21 protein-coding genes are annotated in these 20,790 nt (G+C 70.2%); 17 read left to right on the top strand and 4 right to left on the bottom strand.

Annotated features, from left to right (window positions below; translation table 11 throughout):
- The first annotated feature begins 147 nt into the window (after positions 1–147).
- From ACFY1L_RS11170 to ACFY1L_RS11145, 6 genes are all read left to right on the top strand, one after another.
- The gene (locus ACFY1L_RS11170) at positions 148–1,212 is read left to right on the top strand and encodes an ABC transporter substrate-binding protein (RefSeq protein ID WP_388821548.1); all 1,065 of its coding nucleotides are present in this window, start codon (positions 148–150) and stop codon (positions 1,210–1,212) included.
- Between the two features lie 5 nt (positions 1,213–1,217).
- Positions 1,218–2,057, top strand: coding sequence for an ABC transporter permease (locus ACFY1L_RS11165; RefSeq protein ID WP_388821546.1), 840 nt, complete (start codon positions 1,218–1,220; stop codon positions 2,055–2,057).
- Complete coding sequence (locus ACFY1L_RS11160; protein WP_388821544.1) at positions 2,033–2,767, top strand: ABC transporter ATP-binding protein; 735 nt, start codon at positions 2,033–2,035, stop codon at positions 2,765–2,767. The genes ACFY1L_RS11165 and ACFY1L_RS11160 overlap by 25 nt, the downstream gene beginning before the upstream one ends.
- Before the next feature lie 31 nt (positions 2,768–2,798).
- Positions 2,799–4,145, top strand: coding sequence for an LLM class flavin-dependent oxidoreductase (locus tag ACFY1L_RS11155; protein WP_388821541.1), 1,347 nt, complete (start codon positions 2,799–2,801; stop codon positions 4,143–4,145).
- A gap of 12 nt (positions 4,146–4,157) precedes the next feature.
- Positions 4,158–5,054 (top strand): TauD/TfdA dioxygenase family protein, encoded by an 897-nt coding sequence (locus ACFY1L_RS11150; RefSeq protein WP_388821538.1) that lies wholly within the window; start codon positions 4,158–4,160, stop codon positions 5,052–5,054.
- A gap of 112 nt (positions 5,055–5,166) precedes the next feature.
- A complete protein-coding gene (locus ACFY1L_RS11145; RefSeq protein ID WP_388821535.1) occupies positions 5,167–6,552 on the top strand; it encodes an amino acid permease in 1,386 nt (461 codons plus the stop codon).
- Between the two features lie 175 nt (positions 6,553–6,727).
- Here the strand turns inward: ACFY1L_RS11145 and ACFY1L_RS11140 are convergent, their stop codons facing one another.
- The 3 genes from ACFY1L_RS11140 to ACFY1L_RS11130 are packed head-to-tail and all read right to left on the bottom strand — an operon-like array spanning position 6,728 to position 9,617.
- A complete protein-coding gene (locus ACFY1L_RS11140) occupies positions 6,728–7,504 on the bottom strand; it encodes an SAM-dependent methyltransferase (RefSeq protein WP_388821532.1) in 777 nt (258 codons plus the stop codon).
- 11 nt (positions 7,505–7,515) lie between these two features.
- Entirely contained in the window at positions 7,516–8,136 is a 621-nt protein-coding gene (locus ACFY1L_RS11135; protein WP_388821529.1) for a histidine phosphatase family protein, read from the bottom strand.
- Complete coding sequence (locus ACFY1L_RS11130; RefSeq protein WP_388822896.1) at positions 8,133–9,617, bottom strand: FGGY-family carbohydrate kinase; 1,485 nt, start codon at positions 9,615–9,617, stop codon at positions 8,133–8,135. The genes ACFY1L_RS11135 and ACFY1L_RS11130 overlap by 4 nt, the downstream gene beginning before the upstream one ends.
- A 184-nt stretch (positions 9,618–9,801) precedes the next feature.
- Here ACFY1L_RS11130 and ACFY1L_RS11125 point away from each other — a divergent pair, with 184 nt between their 5' ends.
- The 11 genes from ACFY1L_RS11125 to ACFY1L_RS11075 all read left to right on the top strand — a co-directional run bounded on the left by ACFY1L_RS11125 (position 9,802) and on the right by ACFY1L_RS11075 (position 20,024).
- Positions 9,802–11,223 (top strand): ABC transporter substrate-binding protein, encoded by a 1,422-nt coding sequence (locus ACFY1L_RS11125; RefSeq protein WP_388821526.1) that lies wholly within the window; start codon positions 9,802–9,804, stop codon positions 11,221–11,223.
- Between the two features lie 6 nt (positions 11,224–11,229).
- The gene (locus tag ACFY1L_RS11120; RefSeq protein WP_388821523.1) at positions 11,230–12,111 is read left to right on the top strand and encodes a carbohydrate ABC transporter permease; all 882 of its coding nucleotides are present in this window, start codon (positions 11,230–11,232) and stop codon (positions 12,109–12,111) included.
- The gene (locus tag ACFY1L_RS11115; protein ID WP_388821520.1) at positions 12,108–12,938 is read left to right on the top strand and encodes a carbohydrate ABC transporter permease; all 831 of its coding nucleotides are present in this window, start codon (positions 12,108–12,110) and stop codon (positions 12,936–12,938) included. The genes ACFY1L_RS11120 and ACFY1L_RS11115 overlap by 4 nt, the downstream gene beginning before the upstream one ends.
- Positions 12,935–14,020, top strand: a complete 1,086-nt coding sequence (locus ACFY1L_RS11110; RefSeq protein WP_388821517.1) for an ABC transporter ATP-binding protein — start codon at positions 12,935–12,937, stop codon at positions 14,018–14,020. Before ACFY1L_RS11115 ends, ACFY1L_RS11110 begins: the two co-directional genes overlap by 4 nt.
- Positions 14,017–14,832, top strand: coding sequence for a DeoR/GlpR family DNA-binding transcription regulator (locus ACFY1L_RS11105; RefSeq protein ID WP_388821514.1), 816 nt, complete (start codon positions 14,017–14,019; stop codon positions 14,830–14,832). Before ACFY1L_RS11110 ends, ACFY1L_RS11105 begins: the two co-directional genes overlap by 4 nt.
- Entirely contained in the window at positions 14,810–15,889 is a 1,080-nt protein-coding gene (locus ACFY1L_RS11100; protein WP_388821511.1) for an ABC transporter ATP-binding protein, read from the top strand. The genes ACFY1L_RS11105 and ACFY1L_RS11100 overlap by 23 nt, the downstream gene beginning before the upstream one ends.
- Positions 15,886–16,908, top strand: coding sequence for a 2-hydroxyacid dehydrogenase (locus ACFY1L_RS11095; RefSeq protein WP_388821508.1), 1,023 nt, complete (start codon positions 15,886–15,888; stop codon positions 16,906–16,908). The genes ACFY1L_RS11100 and ACFY1L_RS11095 overlap by 4 nt, the downstream gene beginning before the upstream one ends.
- A 103-nt stretch (positions 16,909–17,011) precedes the next feature.
- Entirely contained in the window at positions 17,012–18,436 is a 1,425-nt protein-coding gene (locus ACFY1L_RS11090; RefSeq protein WP_388821505.1) for an FGGY family carbohydrate kinase, read from the top strand.
- 26 nt (positions 18,437–18,462) lie between these two features.
- On the top strand, positions 18,463–19,500 hold the full coding sequence (locus ACFY1L_RS11085) for a glycerophosphodiester phosphodiesterase family protein (protein WP_388821502.1): 1,038 nt from the start codon (positions 18,463–18,465) through the stop codon (positions 19,498–19,500).
- Positions 19,500–19,730, top strand: a complete 231-nt coding sequence (locus ACFY1L_RS11080) for a hypothetical protein (protein WP_388821499.1) — start codon at positions 19,500–19,502, stop codon at positions 19,728–19,730. The genes ACFY1L_RS11085 and ACFY1L_RS11080 overlap by 1 nt, the downstream gene beginning before the upstream one ends.
- Positions 19,731–19,829: 99 nt before the next feature.
- Positions 19,830–20,024 (top strand): hypothetical protein, encoded by a 195-nt coding sequence (locus ACFY1L_RS11075; RefSeq protein WP_388821496.1) that lies wholly within the window; start codon positions 19,830–19,832, stop codon positions 20,022–20,024.
- A 5-nt stretch (positions 20,025–20,029) separates the two neighbouring features.
- On the opposite strand, the gene ACFY1L_RS11070 is transcribed toward ACFY1L_RS11075, so the two are convergent.
- Positions 20,030–20,692 carry a DsbA family protein gene (locus ACFY1L_RS11070; protein ID WP_361257830.1) on the bottom strand — a complete coding sequence of 221 codons (663 nt, stop codon included), beginning with the start codon at positions 20,690–20,692 and terminating at the stop codon, positions 20,030–20,032.
- Between the last annotated feature and the right edge of the window lie 98 nt (positions 20,693–20,790).

Below are 20,790 nucleotides of genomic sequence, written 5' to 3'. Positions count from 1 at the left end.
CATCCTGTTCATGAGCCCGCACCTGTACTGTCGCGCCCTTTGTTGCTGACACGTTGCCCCGCGTGACGCGCTCATTTCTCGCGCATGAATTCCCTTCTCGGTGATTTTCTCGTGCGCTCATTCAGTGCTGATTCAGGGAGTCCTCCCATGCCATTTTCCCGTACGTCCGGTATCGACCGGCGTCTGTTCCTCACCTCGATCGTGGGCGCCGCTGCGGGCGTCGCCGGGCTGACCGGCTGCGCGGGCGGCAGCGCGGCCGCCGACACCAAGGGCGTCTCGTCCGAGCCGCTCGCCGACAAGGTCCCGGCGGGTACGAGCCTGAAGATCGCCTCGTATCTGGGCACCCAGCAACTGCAGTTCAAGCTCGCCAAGTTGGAGCTCCCTTTCAAGGTGTCGAGCTGGGTGAACATCGGCGCGGGGCCCGATGTCATCAACGCCTTCCGCGCCAAGTCCCTGGACCTCGCAAACAACGCGGGAATTCCGCCGATCCAGGCGCACTACCAGGGTTTCGACGCGAAGATCGTCGCGATCAACATCACCCGCAAGCCCAATTACCTCTTCGCCACGAAGCCCGGCAGCGACATCCGGTCGGTCGAGGACTTCAAGGGCAAGAAGCTCGCGTTCTCGCAGGGTCAGGCCCAAGGGGTCGTACTTCTGCGGGCGTTGAAGAAGGCGGGCCTGAAGTACGACGAGGTGGACCTGGTCCCGCTGACCAGCAACCAGTTCCTGACGGCCCTGCAGTCGGGCCAGGTGGACATCGCGCCGCTCGGCAACACCCAGGCCCCCGCCTACCTGGCGCAGTACGAGTCGAAGGGCGCCCACGTCATCACCACGGACGTCGTCGACCTGCTCAACCTGCTGTGGGCGCCGACCTCCGTGCTGAACGACTCCGCGAAGGCCGCCGCGGTCGCCGCGTACATCCCGTACTGGGCCAAGGGCCAGGTCTGGACGTACGAGCACCCCGACGCCTGGAACGAGGAGTTCTACGTCAAGACGCAGAACCTGACCCTCGCCCAGGCCCAGGGCATCACCAAGCTCGCCAACAAGCCACTGTTCCCGCCGAGTTGGGACGAGGCCGTCAAGTGGGAGCAGGAGACCGCCGATCTGCTGGCGGAGGGCGGCTTCGTGAAGAAGTTCGACGTCTCCTCGCTCTTCGACCACCGCTTCGAGGACATCGCCGCCAAGGCCGTACCGGCGGAGTACCGGAGGTGAGCGCCGTGACCACCACGACCACGACGGCCCCCGTCGTCACGGAGGACCGGGGCACACGCAGGGCACGCCGGCGAGGCCTCTCCCCCGGCAAACGGCTGCCCGCCTCCCGTCTCATCGGCCCCGGCGCCGTCCTGGCCCTGTGGGCCGTCGCCTCCGCCGCCGGGCAGCTCGACCCCGGCGCGATCCCTGCGCCCTGGACGGTGCTGCGCTCGGCCGGTCATCTGTGGACCGCCGGGACCCTGCCCACCGACATCCTGACCTCGCTGGAGCGTGCCGCGTACGGCTTCGCGATCGGTCTGACGGCCGGGGTCGCCCTCGCGCTGGCGTCCGGGCTCAGCCGGGTCGGCGAGGCGCTGATCGACGGGACGGTGCAGCTCAACCGGGCGATCCCGACCCTCGGCCTGATCCCGCTGTTCATCCTGTGGCTGGGCATCGGCGAGAGCTTCAAGATCGCGATCATCGCCATCGTCGTCTACATCCCGATCTATCTGAACACGCATGCCGCACTGTCCGGCATCGACAGCCGGTTCGTCGAACTCGCCGAGGTGCAGGGCCTGTCGAGGTTCCAGTTCATCCGGCAGATCGTCATCCCCGGTGCCCTGCCCGGATTCTTCGTGGGACTCCGGCTCGGGGTGACCGGCTCCTGGCTGGGCCTGGTGGTCCTGGAGCAGATCAACGCCACCAGCGGGCTCGGCTACATGATGTTCCAGGCCCAGAACTACGGCCAGTCCGACGTCATCCTCGTCGGCCTGCTGGTCTACGGAGTCTTCGGCCTGATCTCCGACAGCGCGGTCCGTCTCATCGAACGGAGGGTGCTGTCATGGCGCCGCACACTGAGCAGCTGACCCGGCCCGCCGTCCAACTCCGGGGTCTTACGCGGTCGTTCGACGGGCGGACCGTCCTCGACGGCATCGACCTGGACCTCCCGGCCGGACAGTTCACCGCCCTGCTCGGGCACAGCGGCTCCGGCAAGAGCACGCTGCTGCGGGCGATCGCCGGCCTCGACCACAAGGTCACCGGGAGCGGGCAGCTCACCGCCCCCGAGCGGGTGTCCGTGGTCTTCCAGGACTCCCGGCTGCTGCCCTGGCGGCGGGTGCTGGACAACGTGCTCCTCGGCCTGGACGGCAGGGAGGCGGCGCAGAAGGGCCGCGATGCCCTCGCCGAGGTGGGTCTGGGCGGCCGCGAGCGCGCCTGGCCGAACGAGCTGTCCGGCGGCGAGGCCCAGCGCGCCGCGCTCGCCCGCTCCCTGGTCCGCGAGCCCGAACTCCTGCTGGCCGACGAGCCGTTCGGGGCGCTGGACGCCCTGACCCGGATCAAGATGCACGCCCTGCTGCGGGAGCTGTGGAAGGCCCACCGGCCGTCCGTGCTGCTCGTCACCCACGACGTGGACGAGGCGATCGTGCTCGCCGACCGCGTACTCGTCCTCGAAAAGGGCCGCATAGGCCTCGACCTGACCATCGACCGCCCGCACCCCCGCTCGTACCGGGACCCGTTGCTCGGCGAGTACCGGGAGCGGCTGCTGGCCGCGCTCGGCGTGACAGAAGACCACGCATGACCACAGCCCTGGGTTCCCCGGAGGATCACCGATGACCCGCCAGCTCCACCTCAACGCCTTCCTCATGAACACCGGCCACCACGAGGCCTCGTGGCGGCTCCCCGAGAGCGATCCGTACGCACATGTGGAGCTCGACCACTACGTACGGCTCGCCAGAACCGCCGAACGCGGCACCTTCGACTCGCTCTTCCTCGCCGACGGCCCGCAGCTGTGGGGCAACATCGCCCAGCGGCCCGCCGGTGCCCTCGAACCCCTCACCCTGCTCACCGCGCTGGCGACGGCCACCGAGCACATCGGTCTGATCGCCACCGCCTCCACCTCCTACAACTCCCCCTACAACCTGGCCCGCAAGTTCGCCTCGCTGGACATCATCAGCGGCGGCCGGGCGGGCTGGAACATCGTCACCACGGCGGGTGCCGAGGCCGCGCGCAACTTCGGTCTGGAGCACGAACCCGCGCACGCCGACCGGTACGCCCGGGCCGCCGAGTTCCTCGACGTCGCCCTGAAGCTCTGGGACAGCTGGGAGGACGACGCGATCGTCGCCGACAAGGCGGCCGGTGTCTGGGGCGACGAGGACAAGATCCACCCGCCCTTGCACAAGGGGACGTACTTCAGTGTCGAGGGCGCCCTCAACGTGCCCCGCTCACCGCAGGGTTACCCGCTGCTCGTGCAGGCGGGGTCGAGCGAGGACGGCAAGACGTTCGCGGCGCGGTACGCGGAGGCGGTGTTCACCGCGCAGCAGACCCTCGCCGACGCGCAGGCCTTCTACGCCGACCTCAAGTCCCGCACGGAGGCGGCCGGCCGGGACCCCGAGCACATCAAGGTGCTGCCCGGGATCGTGCCCGTCATCGGCTCGACGGAGGCGGAGGCCCGGGCGAACGAGCAGGTCCTCGAGGACCACATCGTGCACCGGCACGGCGTGGCCAACCTGGAGCGTCTGCTGCAACTTCCCACCGGCACCCTGCAGTTGGATGCCCGGCTCCCCGCCGACCTCCCGCCCGAGGACGCCATCGAGGGCGCCAAGAGCCGCTACACGCTCATCGTCGAACTCGCCCGGCGCGACCACCTCACCGTCCGGCAGCTGATCGGCCGGCTCGGCGGCGGACGCGGCCATCTCACCTTCGCCGGCACGCCCGAGCAGGTCGCCGACGCGATCGAGACGTGGTTCACGCAGGGCGCCGCCGACGGCTTCAACATCATGCCCGCCGTGCTGCCCTCCGGCCTCGAGACCTTCGTCGAGCAGGTCGTCCCGATCCTCCGCGGCCGAGGTCTCCTCCGCACCGAATACGGCTCCCGGCAGACCCTGCGGGAGCGCTACGGCCTCCCGCGCCCCGCCAACCAGTACGTCACCAGCACTCCCGCACTCGCCGCCGTCTGAAAGGACCCGCACATGTCCGGCATCGAAATCCAGAAGGTCACCGCACACATAGGCGCCCGCATCTCCGGCGTGGACATCTCCAAGCCGCTCGGCGAGGAGACCGCCGCCGCCCTCCGCGAGGCCCTCAACGTCCACAAGGCCCTGGTCTTCGACGACGTGAACCTCGACGACGAGGGCCAGCAGGCCTTCGTCCGCCACTTCGGGGACGTCACCACTGCCCACCCGACGGTCTCCTCCGTCGACGGCGTCCCGAACGTCCTGCCCGTCGACAGCGAGCGCGGCCGGGCCGCCAACCACTGGCACACCGACGTCACCTTCGTCCTCAACCCGCCGCAGGCCAGCACCCTGCGCTCCATCACGATCCCGCCGTACGGGGGCGAGACCCTGATCGCCAGCTCGGCGGCCGCCTACCGCCAACTCCCCGAGCCTCTCCGGCAGTTGGCGGACAACCTCTGGGCCGAGCACACCAACGACTACGACTACGCCGTACCGGAGGAGGAGCTCGACGAGCAGCAGGCCGCCCAGCGCGCCCAGTTCACGTCGATCAAGTACCGCACGGTCCACCCGGTGGTCCGCGTCCACCCGCTGACCGGTGAACGCGGCCTGTTCATCGGCGGGTTCGCGCAGCGCATCGTGGGCCTCTCCCCGGGCGAGTCCCGCAAGATCCTCGACCTGCTCCAGGCGTACGTCACCCGGCCGGAGAACATCCTGCGCCACCGCTGGTCGGAGAACCAGCTCGTCCTCTTCGACAACCGCATCACCCAGCACTACGCCATCGACAACTACGACGGGCAGCCGCGCCGTCTGCACCGGGTGACCGTCGCCGGTGACATCCCGGTCGGCATCGAGGGCAAGGAGAGCTACTCGATCGAGGGCGACGCCTCGCACTACACGTCCGTAGCCGCATAGTAACTCACCGCGCCGAACGCGTCCGGATACTGGGCAGCCTCTCCTCCTGAGCGGAGAGGCTGCCCAGACTGTGGGCGTTTTTGCCCGCCTATTACCTGGACCAGCCGCGCTCATGCCGAACAGCACCACCACGGTCGAGACGCCGCCCCAAGCGGCCGACGCCACCCTGTCCCACAGCCTCAAGCAGCGCCACCTGTCGATGATCGCCCTCGGCGGTGTCATCGGCGCCGGCCTGTTCGTGGGCTCCGGCGCGGGCATCGCCGCGGCCGGCCCCTCCATCGTGATCGCCTACACCCTCTCCGGCCTCCTGGTGATGCTGGTGATGCGGATGCTCGGCGAGATGTCGGCCGCATACCCCTCGTCGGGCTCCTTCTCCGCACACGCCGAGCGGGCGATCGGCCCGTGGGCTGGCTTCACCGCGGGCTGGTCCTTCTGGGTCCTGCTCTGCACGGCCGTGGGCCTCGAGGGCATCGGCGCCGCGAAGATCGTGACGGGCTGGCTGCCGGGCACCCCCGAGTGGGCCTGGGTGGCCCTGTTCATGGTCGTCTTCTGCGCCGCGAACCTCGCCGCCGTGAAGAACTTCGGCGAGTTCGAGTTCTGGTTCGCGGCCCTGAAGGTCGGTGCGATCAGCCTGTTCCTGATCCTCGGCGTACTGGCCATCGCGGGCGTCCTGCAGGGCACGGACGCCCCCGGCACCTCGAACCTGAGCGACTTCCTGCCGGGCGGAAGCGAGGGCCTGATCGTCGGGGTCCTCGCCTCGATCTTCGCGTACGGCGGTCTGGAGACCGTCACCATCGCGGCGGCGGAGTCGCAGGACCCGGTGCGCGGTGTGGCGAGCGCGGTGCGTACGGCGATGTGGCGCATCGCGGTCTTCTACATCGGCTCCATGGCGGTCATCGTCACGCTGGTCCCCTGGGACTCCAAGGAGGTCGTCGAGAAGGGCCCCTACGTCGCCGCCCTCGACCACCTCGGCATCCCCGGCGCCGGGCAGCTGATGAACGTCGTCGTCCTGGTCGCCCTGCTCTCCGCCATGAACGCCAACATCTACGGCTCCTCGCGCATCGCCTACTCCCTGGTCGAGCGCGGCCAGGGCCCGAAGGCGCTGGGCAGGGTCTCGTCGGGCGTCCCGCGGACCGCCGTCCTCGCCTCCTCCGTCTTCGGCTTCGTCTGCGTCGTACTCAGCCACTGGCGCCCGGACGACGTCTTCCCCTGGCTGCTGAACATGATCGGCGGCGTGATCCTGGTCGTCTGGATCTTCATCGCCGTCTCGCAACTGCGCCTGCGCGCCCGCCTGAACCGGGAGGCCCCGGAGAAGCTGGCCGTACGGATGTGGGCGTTCCCCTGGCTGACGTGGGTGGCGCTGGCCGGGATGGCGGCGGTCTTCGTACTGATGGCACGGGAGCCCGGCACCCGGGTCCAGCTCTACTACACGGGCGGCATGACGGCGGTCCTGGCGGCGGTGGGGTACGCCTGGCAGAAGACGCGCGCCAGGAGCTGACCCCCGGACCTTTTTATTGCTAGCCTGTAGTTGCAACCTATTCGCAATAAGGATGCATCCTGCCTCGTGATCGTCTTCTCACCCTTCACGCAGGCCGGCACAGAGAAGGAAGCCCCCGCGACGGGGTCCCCCCTCCGGGGGAGTGACTCGCGGGGGCTTTCCCATGGCGTATGGCTCAAGGCTTGCGGCCCACGCCGCCGTGCTGCCCGATCGGGGTCGTCGCCGCGCCCGGTTCCGGGTGCCACAGCGGGACGGACACCACGCCCGGCTCCACCAGCTCGAGTCCCTCGAAGAAGGCGGCGATCTGCTCGACCGGCCGCAGGAAGTACGGGACGGCGCCGGTCTCGTTGTAGGCGTCCTGGGCCCGTTCGTAGGCGGGGTCGGTGCCGCGTGAGCCCTCGTTGAGGGAGAGGTGACTGCCGGACGGCAGGCCCGCCAGCAGGCTGCGCACGAGGTCGCGGGCCTGGCCGTGGCCGGCGACATGACCGAGGACGCCGCTGAGGATCAGCGCGGTCGGCCGGGTGAGGTCGAGGGTCCTCCCGGCGGCCTCCAGGATGCGGTCGGGCTCGTACAGGTTCAGGTTCTCGTACGCCGTCACACCCTCCGGTGTGGAGGTGAGCAGGTCGCGGGCGTGGGCGAGGACGAGGGGGTCGTGGTCGACGTAGACGATCTTCGACTCGGGGGCGAGGCGCTGGGCGACCTCGTGCGTGTTGTCGACGGTCGGCAGTCCGGACCCGACGTCCAGGAACTGGCGCACCCCCGCCTCCGTGACCAGGTACCGGATGCTGCGTCCGAGGAAGGCGCGGCTGCTGCGGGCGATGGTGACGATGCCGGGGAAGACGGCGGTGTAGGCGTCGCCGGCCGCCTCGTCGACCGGGTGGTTGTCGCTGCCGCCCAGCCAGTAGTTCCAGATGCGGGCCGAATGCGGTACCGAGGTGTCGATCTCCGTCATGCGGCCATCATCTACGCCTCGTCCGGCTCACACGGCACGTTCAGCGACATCAGCCCAACCGACGTGGTTTCCATGCGGAGTTCGGTGACGGCGGCGTTCCGCAGGCGCGGGAAGACGCGGCGGTAATCAGACACCGGGATGCGCAGGAGTTCGCACAGCACCAGGCGGAACAGTGTGTTGTGGGCGACGACCAGGACGCGTTCGCCGTCGTGCGCCGCGGCGATGCGGTGCAGGGCCGCCGCGCCCCGAGCGGCCGCGGCGGCCGGGTCCTCGGCGCCGGGGAAGGGGTGGGCGACCGGATCGGCACGGAAGGCCTCCGCCGCCTTCGGGTGCTCCTGCGCGAACTCGGCGAGCGTACGGCCCTCCGCCACCCCGAAGTCGCATTCGCGCAGGTCGGGTTCGCGGTGCGGGGTGAGGCCGAGGGCGCGGCAGACGGGCTCGGCGGTGATGACCGCCCGGGACACCGGGGACGTCCAGATCGCCTCGACGGGATGGGCGGCGGCCCAGCGGCCGAGGGCCTCCGCCTGGGCGCGGCCCGTTTCGGTGAGGGCGACGTCGCTCACCCCCGCGTAGCGGTTCTCGGCGTGCCAGACGGTCTGCCCGTGGCGGGCCAGCAGCAGGGTGGTGCTCATGAGCCCGAAGTATTGCGGTAGTCGACGGTGTCCGGTTCGAGCCGGTCGTGGGCGTGTGCCGCCACCGGCGCCGGCAGCCAGCCCCGCGCCGCCAGTTCGTCGACCAGACGGGCGTACGGCTCGGCGAACAGGGCCGTACGGTCGGGGTCGGGTTCGAGGACCGTGCGGATGCGCACCATACGCTCGGCGACGTCCGCAAGCTCCGGTCCCGCCCCGGTGCCGTACGCGGCCAACGCGGCCATCCCCAGGGCCGGTTCGGTCTGGAGCGGTACGCGGGCCGGGCGGCCCAGGACATCGGCGCGCAGTTGGTTCCAGTACGGGCTGCGGGCGCCGCCGCCGGTGAAGGTCAGCGGGCCGTCGAGCGGGGCGCCGAGGTGGTGGAGGTAGTCCAGGCAGAGCCGTTCGGTGAAGGCGACGCCCTGCAGCAGCGCCGCCCACAGGTCGGCGTCGCCCTTGGGCTCGCCGAGGACCAGGGCGGAGGCGTGCGGCGCCAGGAAGGGGAACCGTTCGCCGGGCGACACCAGCGGGTAGGCCACCGCGCCGGACGGTTCGAAGGCGGCCGCCTGTGCGTCCATGGCGGCCGGGTCGGCGCCCGCGAACGCCGCCGTCAGCACGCCCGCGCCTACGCTGGACGCGCCGCCGGGCAGCCAACTCCCGTCCGGAGCAAGGTGGTTGTAGACCACGCCGGTGGGGTCGTGCACGGGCGTCGGGGACGCCCCCTTCAGGACGAGTGTGGTGCCGAGCACCGAGTTCCAGGAGCCGGGGCGCAGGGCACCGGAGGCGATCTGGGCCGCGCAGCCGTCGGTCATCCCGGCGATCACCGGGGTGCCGGCGGGGATGCCGGTGGCCTCCGCGGCGGCCGGGCAGACCTCGCCGAGCCGGGTGCCGGGGCGGACGACGTCGGGCAGGGCCTCCCTGGGCAGCCCCATGACGTCCGGCCAGGCCTCCCGCTCCACGTCGTAGGCCGTCTTGAGGGCGTGGCTGGAGTCGGTCGGCACCGGTCTGCCGACGAGCCGTGCGGTGATCACGTCGGGCTGGTGGGTGATCCGGCCCGGCCCGTACGCCCCGACGAGCCAGCGCGCCTTCGGCAGCGCCCAGGTGTCCTGCACCGCCAGCCCGGCCGCCCGCGCGCTCGCCGCCTCGGCCGCCGCGCGCCCGTCGTCGTACATGAGCCCGGGGCTGAGCGGCTGCCCCTCGGCGTCCGTGAGCAACACGGTCCCCGACGTCCCGCACACCGCGAGCCCGCCGATCCTCACCCCTTCGAGTGAACCGAGTGCACCGAGCGCCGCCCGCGAGGCCGCGCACACCCCCGCCCACCACTCCCCCGGATCCTGCTCGTGCCGCTCCCCGTCCCGGCGCCCGCCGAGCGGTGCCGAGCCGCTGCCGAGGACCGTGCCGTCCCCGGCGACCGCCAGCACCCGGACGCTCTGCGTGCCCAGGTCGACGCCCAGCCACACCTCGCCTGCACCCTCAACCGTCATCCGCGCCTCCCGGGCGATCGCGGCCTTGCCTGTGAACTTCACACCCTCCCTCGATATTGACCCGGGATTTTCGCTTGCGCGAGGGATTGACGCGCAACTTCCGCCGTTACACCCTCTGTTAGCGAGTCGACTCGACGTGTTAACCCAACAGCGCACCGGGCCCAACCCCACGCGGAGGTCACGGATGGACAAGCACGTGCACGACCGCCGACGCTTCCTCGCCCTCACAGCAGGGGCCGCCGCGACCCCGTTACTCGCGGCCTGCGGGGCCGGCTTCGGCGGCGACGACAACAAGAGCGACGGCTCGGCCGCCGACGACGTCACCGGCTCCTTCGACTGGAAGCGGGAGAAGGGCAAGACCGTCAAGGCCCTGCTCAACAAGCACCCGTACACCGACGCCCTCATCGCCGACCTGAAGTCCTTCACCGCCAAGACCGGCATCAAGGTCGAGTACGACGTCTTCCCCGAGGACAACTACTTCGACAAGCTCACCGTGGATCTCTCCAGCGGGCGGGCCTCCTACGACGTCTTCATGCTCGGCGCCTACATGGTCTGGCAGTACGGACCACCCGGCTGGCTCGAGGACCTCGGCCCCTGGATGCGCAACTCCTCGGCCACCGGCGCCGAATGGGACCAGGCCGACTTCTTCCCCAACCTCCTCCAGGCCGACCAGTGGTCGCTGAAGGCGGGCGCACCGCTCGGCCAGGGCGGCCAGTACGCGCTGCCGTGGGGCTGGGAGACGAACGTCGTCGCCTACAACACCGAGGTCTTCAAGAAGCTCGGCCTCAAGCCGGCCGAGACCTTCGACGAGTTGCGGGAGATCGCGGGAGTCATCAAGCGCAAGGCCCCGGGCGCCGGATACGACGGCATGTACGGGATCGCCGTGCGCGGCTCCCGCAGCTGGGCCACCATCCACCCGGGCTTCATGACCATGTACGCCCGCAACGGCCTGCACGACTTCACCGTGAACGGCAGCAAGCTCACGCCCGCCATGAACACCCCGGAGGCCATCGCCTTCACCCAGGACTGGGCCGGCATGGTCAAGCAGGGCGGCCCGCCGTCCTGGACGTCGTACACCTGGTACCAGTGCTCCAGCGACCTCGGCGCGAAGAAGGCGGGCATGCTCTTCGACGCGGACACGGCCGCCTACTTCCAGGCGGTGAAGGGGGCCTCCCCCGCCTCCGGGAAGATCGCCTTCCACCCGGGGCCGAAGGGACCGGACGGCTCGCTCGCCACCAACATGTGGATCTGGTCGCTCGGCATGAACGCCAAGAGCAAGAAGAAGAGCGCCAGTTGGTTGTTCCTGCAGTGGGCCACCGGAAAGGAGCACCTGCGCAAGGCCGCCGTCACCAACAACCACATCGACCCGGTACGCAAGTCGATCAGCCAGGACGCGGCGTACAAGGACAAGATGAAGCACCTGCCCGGCTTCATCGAGACCTTCGAGACGGTCGTCGACCAGACGAAGATCCAGTTCACCCCGCAGGCGCAGTTCTTCGACGCCACGACGAGCTGGGCCGCGTCCCTCCAGGAGATCTACGGCGGCAAGAACGCGAAGTCGGTGCTGAACGGGCTGGCGAGCGATCTCGCCTCCAAGGTGGGCTGAGCGGCGATGGGCTGGCGGCTCACCCTGCGCCCGTACTTCCTCATCGTGCCGGCGCTCCTGCTGACCTGCGGGATCCTCTATCCCTTCGGACTCGGGCTGTACTACACGCTGTTCGACTTCTCGGCGAGCAAACCGCAGCCGGACATGGTGCGGCTGCACAACTACGAGACCGTCTTCACGCAGGACGCCTTCTGGAACTCCGCGTGGGTGACGGTGTTGTACGCCGTCGGAGCCGCCGCGGTGGAGACCGTGCTCGGGGTGGCCGTCGCCCTGCTGCTGCACCGTTCGTCGATCGTGGGGCGGGTGCTGGAGAAGATCCTCATCCTGCCGCTGATGATCGCCCCGGTGATCGCGGCGATCATGTGGAAGCTGATGCTCCAGCCGTCGGTCGGGGTGGTGAACCACCTCCTGAAACCCTTCGGCCTGGGGGGAGTCCAGTGGACGGACACCCCGACCGGTGCGCTGCTGTCGTCGATCGCCGTCGACGTCTGGGTCTACACCCCGTTCGTGGCGATCCTCGCACTGGCCGGGCTGCGCTCGCTGCCCACAAGTCCCTTCGAGGCGGCGGCAGTCGACGGAGCGGGCTGGTGGTACACCTTCCGGCGCCTGACGCTGCCGATGCTGTGGCCGTACGTCCTGGTCGCGGTGATCTTCCGGTTCATGGACTCGCTGAAGGTCTTCGACATCATCTACGCCCTGACGGAGGGCGGCCCGGGCGACTCGACCGTGGTCCTGCAGATCCGGGCGTACCTGGAGGCGATCCGCTTCCAGCGCTACAGCTTCGGGATCAGCTACACGATCGTGCTGTGGGCCGTGGTGTACCTGGCCGCGATGGTGCTCGTACGCCATCTCGGCAAGATCCAGCGAAAGGCGGCCGAGGCGAAATGACCGTCAGAAAGCGCCTGTTGGGATGGCTGGCGGATCTCGCCCTCATCCTCTACTTCGTCTTCGCCCTGTTCCCGATCGCCTGGATGGTGATCCTGTCCCTCAAGCCCGCGAACGAGCTCTTCAGCACCTACTTCTCCTTCTCCCCGACCCTCGACGGGTACCGCACGGTGCTCGGCGACAGCGAGGGCATCCCGTTCGTGCGGTTCTTCGTGAACAGCCTGGTGGTGTCGGTGGGGGCGGTCGCGCTGTCCCTGGTCGTCGGGCTTCCGGCGGCGTACGCGTCGGCGCGGTGGCGGTTCAAGGGCTCCGAGAACCTGATGTTCACGCTGCTGTCGTTCCGGTTCGCGCCCGAACTCACCGTGATCATCCCGCTGTTCGTGCTGTACCAGAAGCTCGGCCTGTTCGACACGTACGTCGGCATGATCTGGGTGCTGCAACTGGTCACGCTCCCGCTGATCGTGTGGATCATGCGGTCCTACTTCGCCGATCTGACACCGGAGCTGGAACAGGCCGCCCTGCTGGACGGCTACACGCGCAAGCAGGCCTTCTTCAAGGTCGCCCTTCCGCTGGTGAAACCGGGTATCGCGGCGGTGTCGCTGCTCGCCTTCATCTTCGCCTGGAACAACTTCGTGTTCCCGTTGATCCTCACCTCCAATGAGGCGCAAACGGTGACGGTCGGTGCGCTGTCCTTCCTCGGCGGCGACCGTCCCAAGTACAACCTCACGGCCGCGGCGGCCCTCGTCTCCGTCGTACCGCCGCTGCTGCTGGCCCTCACCATCCAGCGGTATCTGGTGCGGGGACTGTCCTTCGGGGCGGTGAAGTCATGATCGGGCTGCGGGGGATCCGGAAGACGTACAGCAAGGTCACGGCCCTGGACGGCCTCGAACTCGACGTCCGGGAGGGCGAGTTCTTCTGCCTGCTGGGACCGTCCGGCGCCGGCAAGACGACGACGCTCAAAACCGTCGCGGGGCTGGAACAGCCCGACTCCGGAACCGTCATGCTCGACGGCAAGGACATGCAGGGCGTGGAGCCCTACGAGCGGGGCGTGGCGATGTGCTTCGAGAGCTACGCCCTCTACCCGCACCGTTCCGCCTACGACAACCTCGCCTCCCCGCTCCGCTCGCCCCGCCACCGTCTGCCCGCCGCCGAGGCCCGCGACCGTATCGGCTCCATCGCCGAACTCCTGGGTATCAGCGCCCTGTTGGACCGCCCGGTAGGCCAACTCTCCAACGGCCAGCGGCAGCGCATCGCCCTCGGCCGGGTCCTGGTCCGCCCGGCCCGCGCCTTCCTCCTCGACGAACCCCTCTCCCACCTCGACGCCAAACTCCGCCAGCAGATGCGGGCGGAACTCAAAGCGATCGGCGCGGTCCAGAACACGACCACGCTCTACGTCACCCACGACTCCGTCGAGGCGCTGGCGCTCGGCGACCGGATCGGCGTGATCCGGGAGGGACGGATCGTGCAGACGGGGACCCGGGAGGAGATCTGGTACCGGCCCTGCGACACCGAGGTCGCGCGGGCCTTCGGACGGCCGCGGATCAATCTGCTGCCGGGGGCCGTCGCGGCCGACGGCGGTTTCCGGTCGGCGGACGGGAAGGTCGAGCTGCCGATCGCAGCCGCGGCCTCTCCCGGTACGGAGGTGCTGATCGGCGTCCGGCCGCGTGATCTCACGCTCGGCGAGGGCCCTGGGCACGAACTCGTCGGCACGGTCTACGTCACCGAGGTGCTCGGCCGGTCCGTCGAGGTCACCGTCCGGCTCGGCGAGCAGCACGTGTCGCTGGTCGCCCCGCGCGCCGACACGACGGGGTTGCGGCCCGACGATCCCGTACGGCTGACGGTCCAGCCTGAGAACCTGCTGCTGTTCGAGGCCGACCGGCCGGAGCGTCCAGGACGAAGGATCGGGCAATGAACAACACGCAGCAGGGCCCCGCGGCCCGCCAGGCCGCCATGGCCGAACGGGTCCTGGCCCAGGGCTCGGCGACCGCGGCCGAGCTCGCCGAGCACTTCGGGGTGAGCCTGATGACCATCCACCGGGACCTCGACGAGCTCGAACGGCAGGGAATCGTAAGGAAGTTCAGAGGCGGTGTGACCGCACAGCCGTCCGGTGTCTTCGAGTCCAACGTCCAGTACCGGCTGAAGACCATGCGTGCGGAGAAGGCGGCCGTGGCCGAGCAGGCGATGCGCTCGATAGAGCCCGGCATGGCGATCATGCTCGACGACTCCACCTCCACCCTGGAGATAGCCCGCAGACTCCGCCTGGGCGAGATAACCCCGCTCACGGTCGTCACCAACTTCCTGGAGGCGCTCAACCTGCTCGCCGACCAGCGGGGCATCCACCTGATGGCCCTGGGCGGCGACTACGACCCGCTGCACTCCTCCTTCCTCGGCGTGTCCTGCGTCGAGGCGATCCAGTCCCTCCGGGTCGACGTCTGCTTCGCGTCGACCTCGGCCGTGCGCGGGGGTTTCGCCTACCACCAGGAGCAGCACATCGTGTCGGTGAAGCGGGCGATGCTCGACTCGGCGGCCCGCAATGTCCTGCTGATCGACCACACCAAACTCGCCCGGACCGCCCTGCACCGGGTCGTCCCGCTCTCCCGCTTCGACCTGCTCCTGGTCGACGACGGGGCGTCGGCGGAGGCGCTGCGGGACCTGGACGAGCACAAGGTCAATTACCAAGTCTGCGCGACGAAGGGCAGCGATGACCGAGCTGGAGCTACGTGATCTGCGCAAGACCTACCGCTCGCGGGGGCGCACGTCGGTGGACGCCGTACGCGGCATCGACCTCGCCCTGCACTCCGGCGAGCTGCTCGGGCTGCTCGGCCCCTCCGGATGCGGCAAGTCGACGACCCTGCGGATGATCGCCGGCCTGGAGACCGTGACCGGCGGGGACATCCTGGTGGGCGGCGCGTCGGTGGTGGACCGCCCGGCGCAGCGCCGCAACATCGGCGTGGCCTTCGAGAACTACGCCCTCTATCCGCCGCTGACGGTGGCGGAGAACCTGGCGTTCGGCCTGAAGGCGCGCAGAGGCAGCGATCGCAAGGAGGTCACCCGCAAGGTCGCCGAGATCGCCGAACGGGTCGACCTCACCGGCATCCTTCAGGCCCGCCCGGCCGGCCTGTCCAGCGGCCAGAAACAGCGCGTCTCGCTGGCCCGGGCGCTCATCCGCGAACCGGACGTACTACTGCTGGACGAACCCCTCTCCCACCTGGACGCGGCCCAGCGCGACACGACCCGCCGCGAACTCAAGCGTATCCAAAGGGACTTGGGCCATACGACGATCCTGGTGACGCACGACCAGGAGGAGGCCCTCTCCCTCGCCGACCGGATCGCCGTGATGAAGGACGGCGTGATCCAGCAGCTGGGTACGCCGTACGAGATCTACGACAGCCCGGCCAACCTGTTCGTCGCGGACTTCGTGGGCGAACCCGCGATCAACCTGCTGCCGGGGACCGCGACCGCCGACGGCCACGCCCGCCTGTCGGACACGGTGCGGATCGCCCTGCCGGTGCCGGTGGCGGAGGGCCGCGAGGTGGTGGTCGGGATCCGCCCGGAGGACCTCCACCTCTCCGGCGACGACGGCCTGCCCGCCAAGGTCGTGGCCCACGAACCCCTCCTGGAGGCGGGCATCGCCACCCTCGCCCTCGACGGCGTCGAACGCCCCCTCGTCGTCCTCACCGACCCCGAGGTGCGCCTCGCCCACGACGAGCCCGTACGGGTCACCGCCGACGCGCGCCTCACCCATGTCTTCGACGCCGAAACGGGAGACTCCCTGCGATGAGCGATCCTGTACGTGTCGTCGCCGCCGGCGACCACTTCATCCTGCCGTCGCTCATCACTGCGGCGGTCGGCCACGAACTCGACTGTGAAGTGAGCGAACTGACCCTCGGCTGGCCCCTTGAGCCCTTCGGTCCGGTGGCGGAGGTGACGGAGGCGAGCGACGCCGAGGACGAGCTGATCGACGCGCTGGCGGGTGCGCAGGTGCTGGTCACCCAGATGGGCCCGGTCACGGAACGCGTCCTCGACGCCTGCCCCGACCTGCGCCTGGTGGTCGTGTGCCGGGGCGGCCCGGTCAACGTCAACCTGGACGCGGCCAAGCGGCACGACGTCCGCGTCTGCTACGCCCCCGGGCGCAACGCCGCCGCGACCGCCGAGTTCACCGTCGGCCTGATGCTGGCGGCCCTGCGGCGCATCCCGCAGGCCCACAACCTCCTTGCTGGGCAAGGGAGTTGGCAGGGGGCGACGTACTACACCTACGAACACAGCGGTCTGGAGCTGGAGGACCTCCCCATCGGGCTCGTCGGCTACGGCGCGGTCGGCAGCCGGGTCGCCCGCGCGCTGTGCGCCTTCGGCGCGCAGGTGATGGTCCACGACCCCTATGTCCGCGGCGAGATCCACGGCCTGCGCGTCTCCTCGCTCGACGAACTCCTGCGCCGCTCCCGGGTGATCACCCTGCACGCCCGTCTCACGGCCGAGACCCGCGGCCTGATCGGCGCGCGGCAGCTGGCGCTGCTTCCCCGGGGCTCGGTGGTGGTGAACGCGGCCCGCGGGCCCCTCCTGGATGAGGAGGCGTTGTGCGACGCGCTGGAGAGCGGTCAGGTGTCGGCGGCGGCCCTCGACACCTACCAGCAGGAGCCGGTGCCGGAGGGTTCGCGGCTGTTCGGGTTCCGCGACCGGCTGGTGATGACGCCGCACCTGGGCGGGGCGTCACGCGCGGTGGCCGAGAAAGCGGCGCGGATCGCGGCGGAGGAAGTGGGCCGCTGGGTGCGCGGGGAGCCGCTTGCACACGCGCTGACATGAATGCCGCGATGTGTCGTCTTTGGTCTGCGGCGGCGTCGTGGCTGGTCGCGCAGTTCCCCGCGCCCCTACAGGGGCGCTGCCGAACCGTAAAGGAGAGCCCGCTATGTACGTCGGGATTGACGTAGGCACGTCCATGGTGAAGGCTGCCGCGTTCGACGCCACCGGCCGTGAACTCGCTGTCGAGGCACGACCCGTCGGCCTCGCCCTGCACGGCGGTGTGGTCGAGCAGGACATGGAGGAGGTGTACGCGGCCGTCGTCGGTGTGCTGCAGGAGCTGACCGCGAAGGTGCCGGAGCCGATCGAACTGGCCGGCCTCACCGGTCAGGGCGACGGCGTCTGGCTGGTCGACAAGGAGGGCCGGCCGGTGCGGCCCGCCGCCTCCTGGATGGACGGGCGGGCGCACGAGCTGCTCGACCAGTGGCTGGCGGACGGCACCTTCGAGACGGTGTTCCGGCGGACCGGGAGCGCCATGTTCCCGGGCTGTCCGGGCCCCCTGCTGGCCTGGCTGGACCGCTACGAACCGAAGTCCCTCGACGCGGCGAGCACCGCGCTGTACTGCAAGGACATGGTGTTCCGGCGGCTGACGGGCGCTCCCGTGACGACGGATGTCTCGGATGCCTCGATGCCGTTCCTCGACCCGCGGACACGGACGTACGACAACCGGGTGGTGGAGCTGCTGGGCCTGACCCACCGCCGCGGTCTGCTCGCCCCCGTCGGCGACCCGATCACCACGGCGGAGGCGCTCGGCGAGGGCCTGCCGTCCGGCACCCGGCTCGCGAACGGGCCGTACGACCTGCCGTCCTGCGCACTCGGCGCGGGGGTCACCACCCCGGGCGACGGTCTCCTCATCGTCGGCACCTGTCTGGCCAGCCTCGTCGCCACCACCGACCTCGACCTGAGCGGCGAACCGGCCGGCCTGTACATCTCCACCGACCGCCCCGGCCACTGGCTGCGCGCCATGCCCGCGATGGTCGGCACGGCGGCCCTGGACTGGGTGCTGTCGACCACCGGCGTCCGGCACGAGGACGTCGACGCCCTGCTCGCCGAGACCCCGCCGGGCGCGAACGGGGTCCGCGTCCTGCCGTACTTCGCCCCGTCCGGCGAACGCGCCCCCTTCGTCGAGCCCCGGCTGCGCGCCGAACTCACCGGCGTCTCCCTGGAGTCGACGAAGGCCGACCTGGTCCGCGCGACCTGCGAGGGCATCGGGTACGCCGCCCGGCACTGCCTGGCGGCGGCGGGCCTGACGGGCTCGCTGGCCGTCTGCGGCGGCGGCACGCGCAGCCCCGCCTGGATGCGGCTGCTCGCGGACGTCCTGGGGCGCCCGCTCAGGGTGGTCGAGGGTGAAGTGGGCGCGCGGGGCGCGGTGTTGGCTGCGGCGGAGCGGTACGGGGTGGCGCTGGACGCGGCGGCGTGGACGGAGCCGACGGCGGTGGTGGAGCCGGACCCGGGCCGGGCGGCGTACTACGCGAAGGCCTACGAGGACCATCTGGCCCGGCTGGCGGCGGCGCGGGGTCGGGCGCGCGGCTGAATTGCCGTATGACGAAAGGGAGTTGGATGTACCGCATAAGACGTCGATCCCTGCTGCTCGCGGCCGCCGCAACCCCGGCGGCCGCGGCCGTACCCGCACGGGCGGCCTCCGGCGGGCACCGGGACCGCCCGCTGGTCATCGGCCACCGGGGCGCGGCGGGCTGGCGCCCGGAACACACCGCGGCTGCTTACACGTACGGCGCCCAGACCGGCGCCGACTGGATCGAACCGGACCTGGTGCCGACGAAGGACGGCGTCCTGGTCGTCCGGCACGAGAACGAGATCTCGCAGACGACGGACGTGGCCTCGCACGCCGAGTTCGCGGACCGCCGTACGACCAAGACGGTGGACGGCCGCTCGGTCACCGGCTGGTTCACGGAGGACTTCACGCTGGCGGAGCTCAAGACCCTGCGGGCGGTCGAGCGGCTCCCCGCCGTCCGCAACCGCAACACGGTCTTCGACGGCCGCGACCGGGTCCTCACCTTCCAGGAAGTGGTCGACCTGGCGCGGAAGTTGTCGAGGACGCACGGCCGCACGATCGCCGTCTTCCCGGAGACGAAACACCCCACGTACTTCCGCTCGATCGGCCTGGAGCTGGAGCCGAGGCTGGCGGCGGCCGTCCGCCGCAACCGGCTGGGCCCGCGCGAATGCGTCATCCAGTCCTTCGAGCCGACGAGCCTGCAGCGGATGACGGGACTGGGCCTGCCGCTGTGGCAGGCGCTGGGCACGACGGGCGGACCGTACGACCTGCCCTCGACGACCTACCAGGACATGATGACGCCGGCGGGCCTGGCGAGGATCGCGGAGTACGCGGACTGGATCGGCCCCGACAAGTCGTCGCTCACCGGCACGTCCCTCCTCACGGACGCGCACGCGGCGGGCCTGCGGGTGGGCCCGTACACCTTCCGCTCCGAGAACCAGTTCCTGCCGCCGGAATTCCGCCGCGGCACCGGACCCAACGATTTCGGGGACGCATTCGCCGAGTACGCGCTGTACTACGACCTGGGAGTCGACGCGGTGGTGACCGACTTCCCGGACCTGGCGGTGATCGCGAGGAGGGGTTGATGACCGAGATCGAGCGGGAGTGCCCGACCTGCCGGAGCAGACAGAAGTTCCGCCAACTCAACGCGAAGGAGAAGGCGGCGGTCCGGGAGAAGAAGGGACCCCGATTCTTCGTGGGCAACCTCTGGCGCTGCACCGCCGAGAAGTGCCTCTGGTACCAGCCGTATCTGAACAGGGGAAAGGGCGACCTCCTGCCCGAGAGTTTCCGGGTGGAGGCCGCCGCCGGGCAGTGACGTCCGGAATCCGCCCTGGCGGGACGGATTCCGGGCTGCCGCGGCGGCTCTGCGGGGGCCTACGCTCGCCGGATCCCTCGTCTCGTGGAGGTGTCCGCCATGGATGTGCGCTGCCCCAACTGCAACACGTCGCAGCTGCAGACGTTCCGCAGGCTCACTTCCGCCGAGCTGAAGTGGGTCGCGCTCACCAGGTCGGATCCGCAGGCCTACCGGCGCTGCACCGGCAACAACGGGAACTGCACCCGGTACCAGCGGTACAACGACTGGCAGGACGGCGGCGACTTCCCCTTGTAGGCGCCCTACAGGTTGCTGAAGTCCGGACCCGCCGTGCGCGTGCGCTTGATCTCGTAGAAGCCCGGCACCGAGGCCACCGCGAGGGTGCCGTCCCAGAGCTTGGCGGCGTCCTCGCCCTTGGGGGCCGGGGTGACGACCGGACCGAAGAAGGCGATCTGCTCGCCGTCGGAGCCGGGGACGGCGATGACCGGGGTGCCGACCTCCTGGCCGACCTTCTCGATGCCCTCCTTGTGGGAGGCGCGCAGCTCGGCCTCGAACTCGAAGTCCTCCTGATCGGCGTAGTCGATCAGGTCGGCGGGCAGGCCGGCGTCCGCGAGCGCACCGACGATCGCCTCGACGGTCGGACCCTCGCCCTGGTTGTGGATGCGCGTGCCGAGCGCGGTGTAGAGCGGGCCGAGGACGTCCGCGCCGTGCTTCTGCCAGGCCGCGGTCACCACGCGCACCGGCTTCCACGCCTTGGTCGCGAGCATCTCCCGGTACTGCTCGGGCAGCTCGTCTATCCGGTTCTCGTTGAGCACGGCCAGGCTCATGATGTGCCAGCGGACCTCGATGTCCCGGACCTTCTCCACTTCCAGCACCCAGCGGGACGTCATCCAGGCCCAGGGGCACAGCGGGTCGAACCAGAAGTCGACGGGCGTCTTGGCGGACGTGGTCGCGCTCTCGGACATGGCTCTCCTAGGAAAGGCGTGCGTTTCCCCAGGCAACACCCACCATGCCGCCCCCATTCCCGGGTGCCCGGCGTCAGGGGCACATGGCAGGATCGGTC

Origin of the sequence: Streptomyces sp. NPDC001663, assembly GCF_042893105.1 — a bacterium.
Lineage (GTDB): Bacteria > Actinomycetota > Actinomycetes > Streptomycetales > Streptomycetaceae > Streptomyces.
Note: the sequence above shows the minus strand (reverse complement) of the source record. Positions and strands in the feature narration are given on the sequence as shown.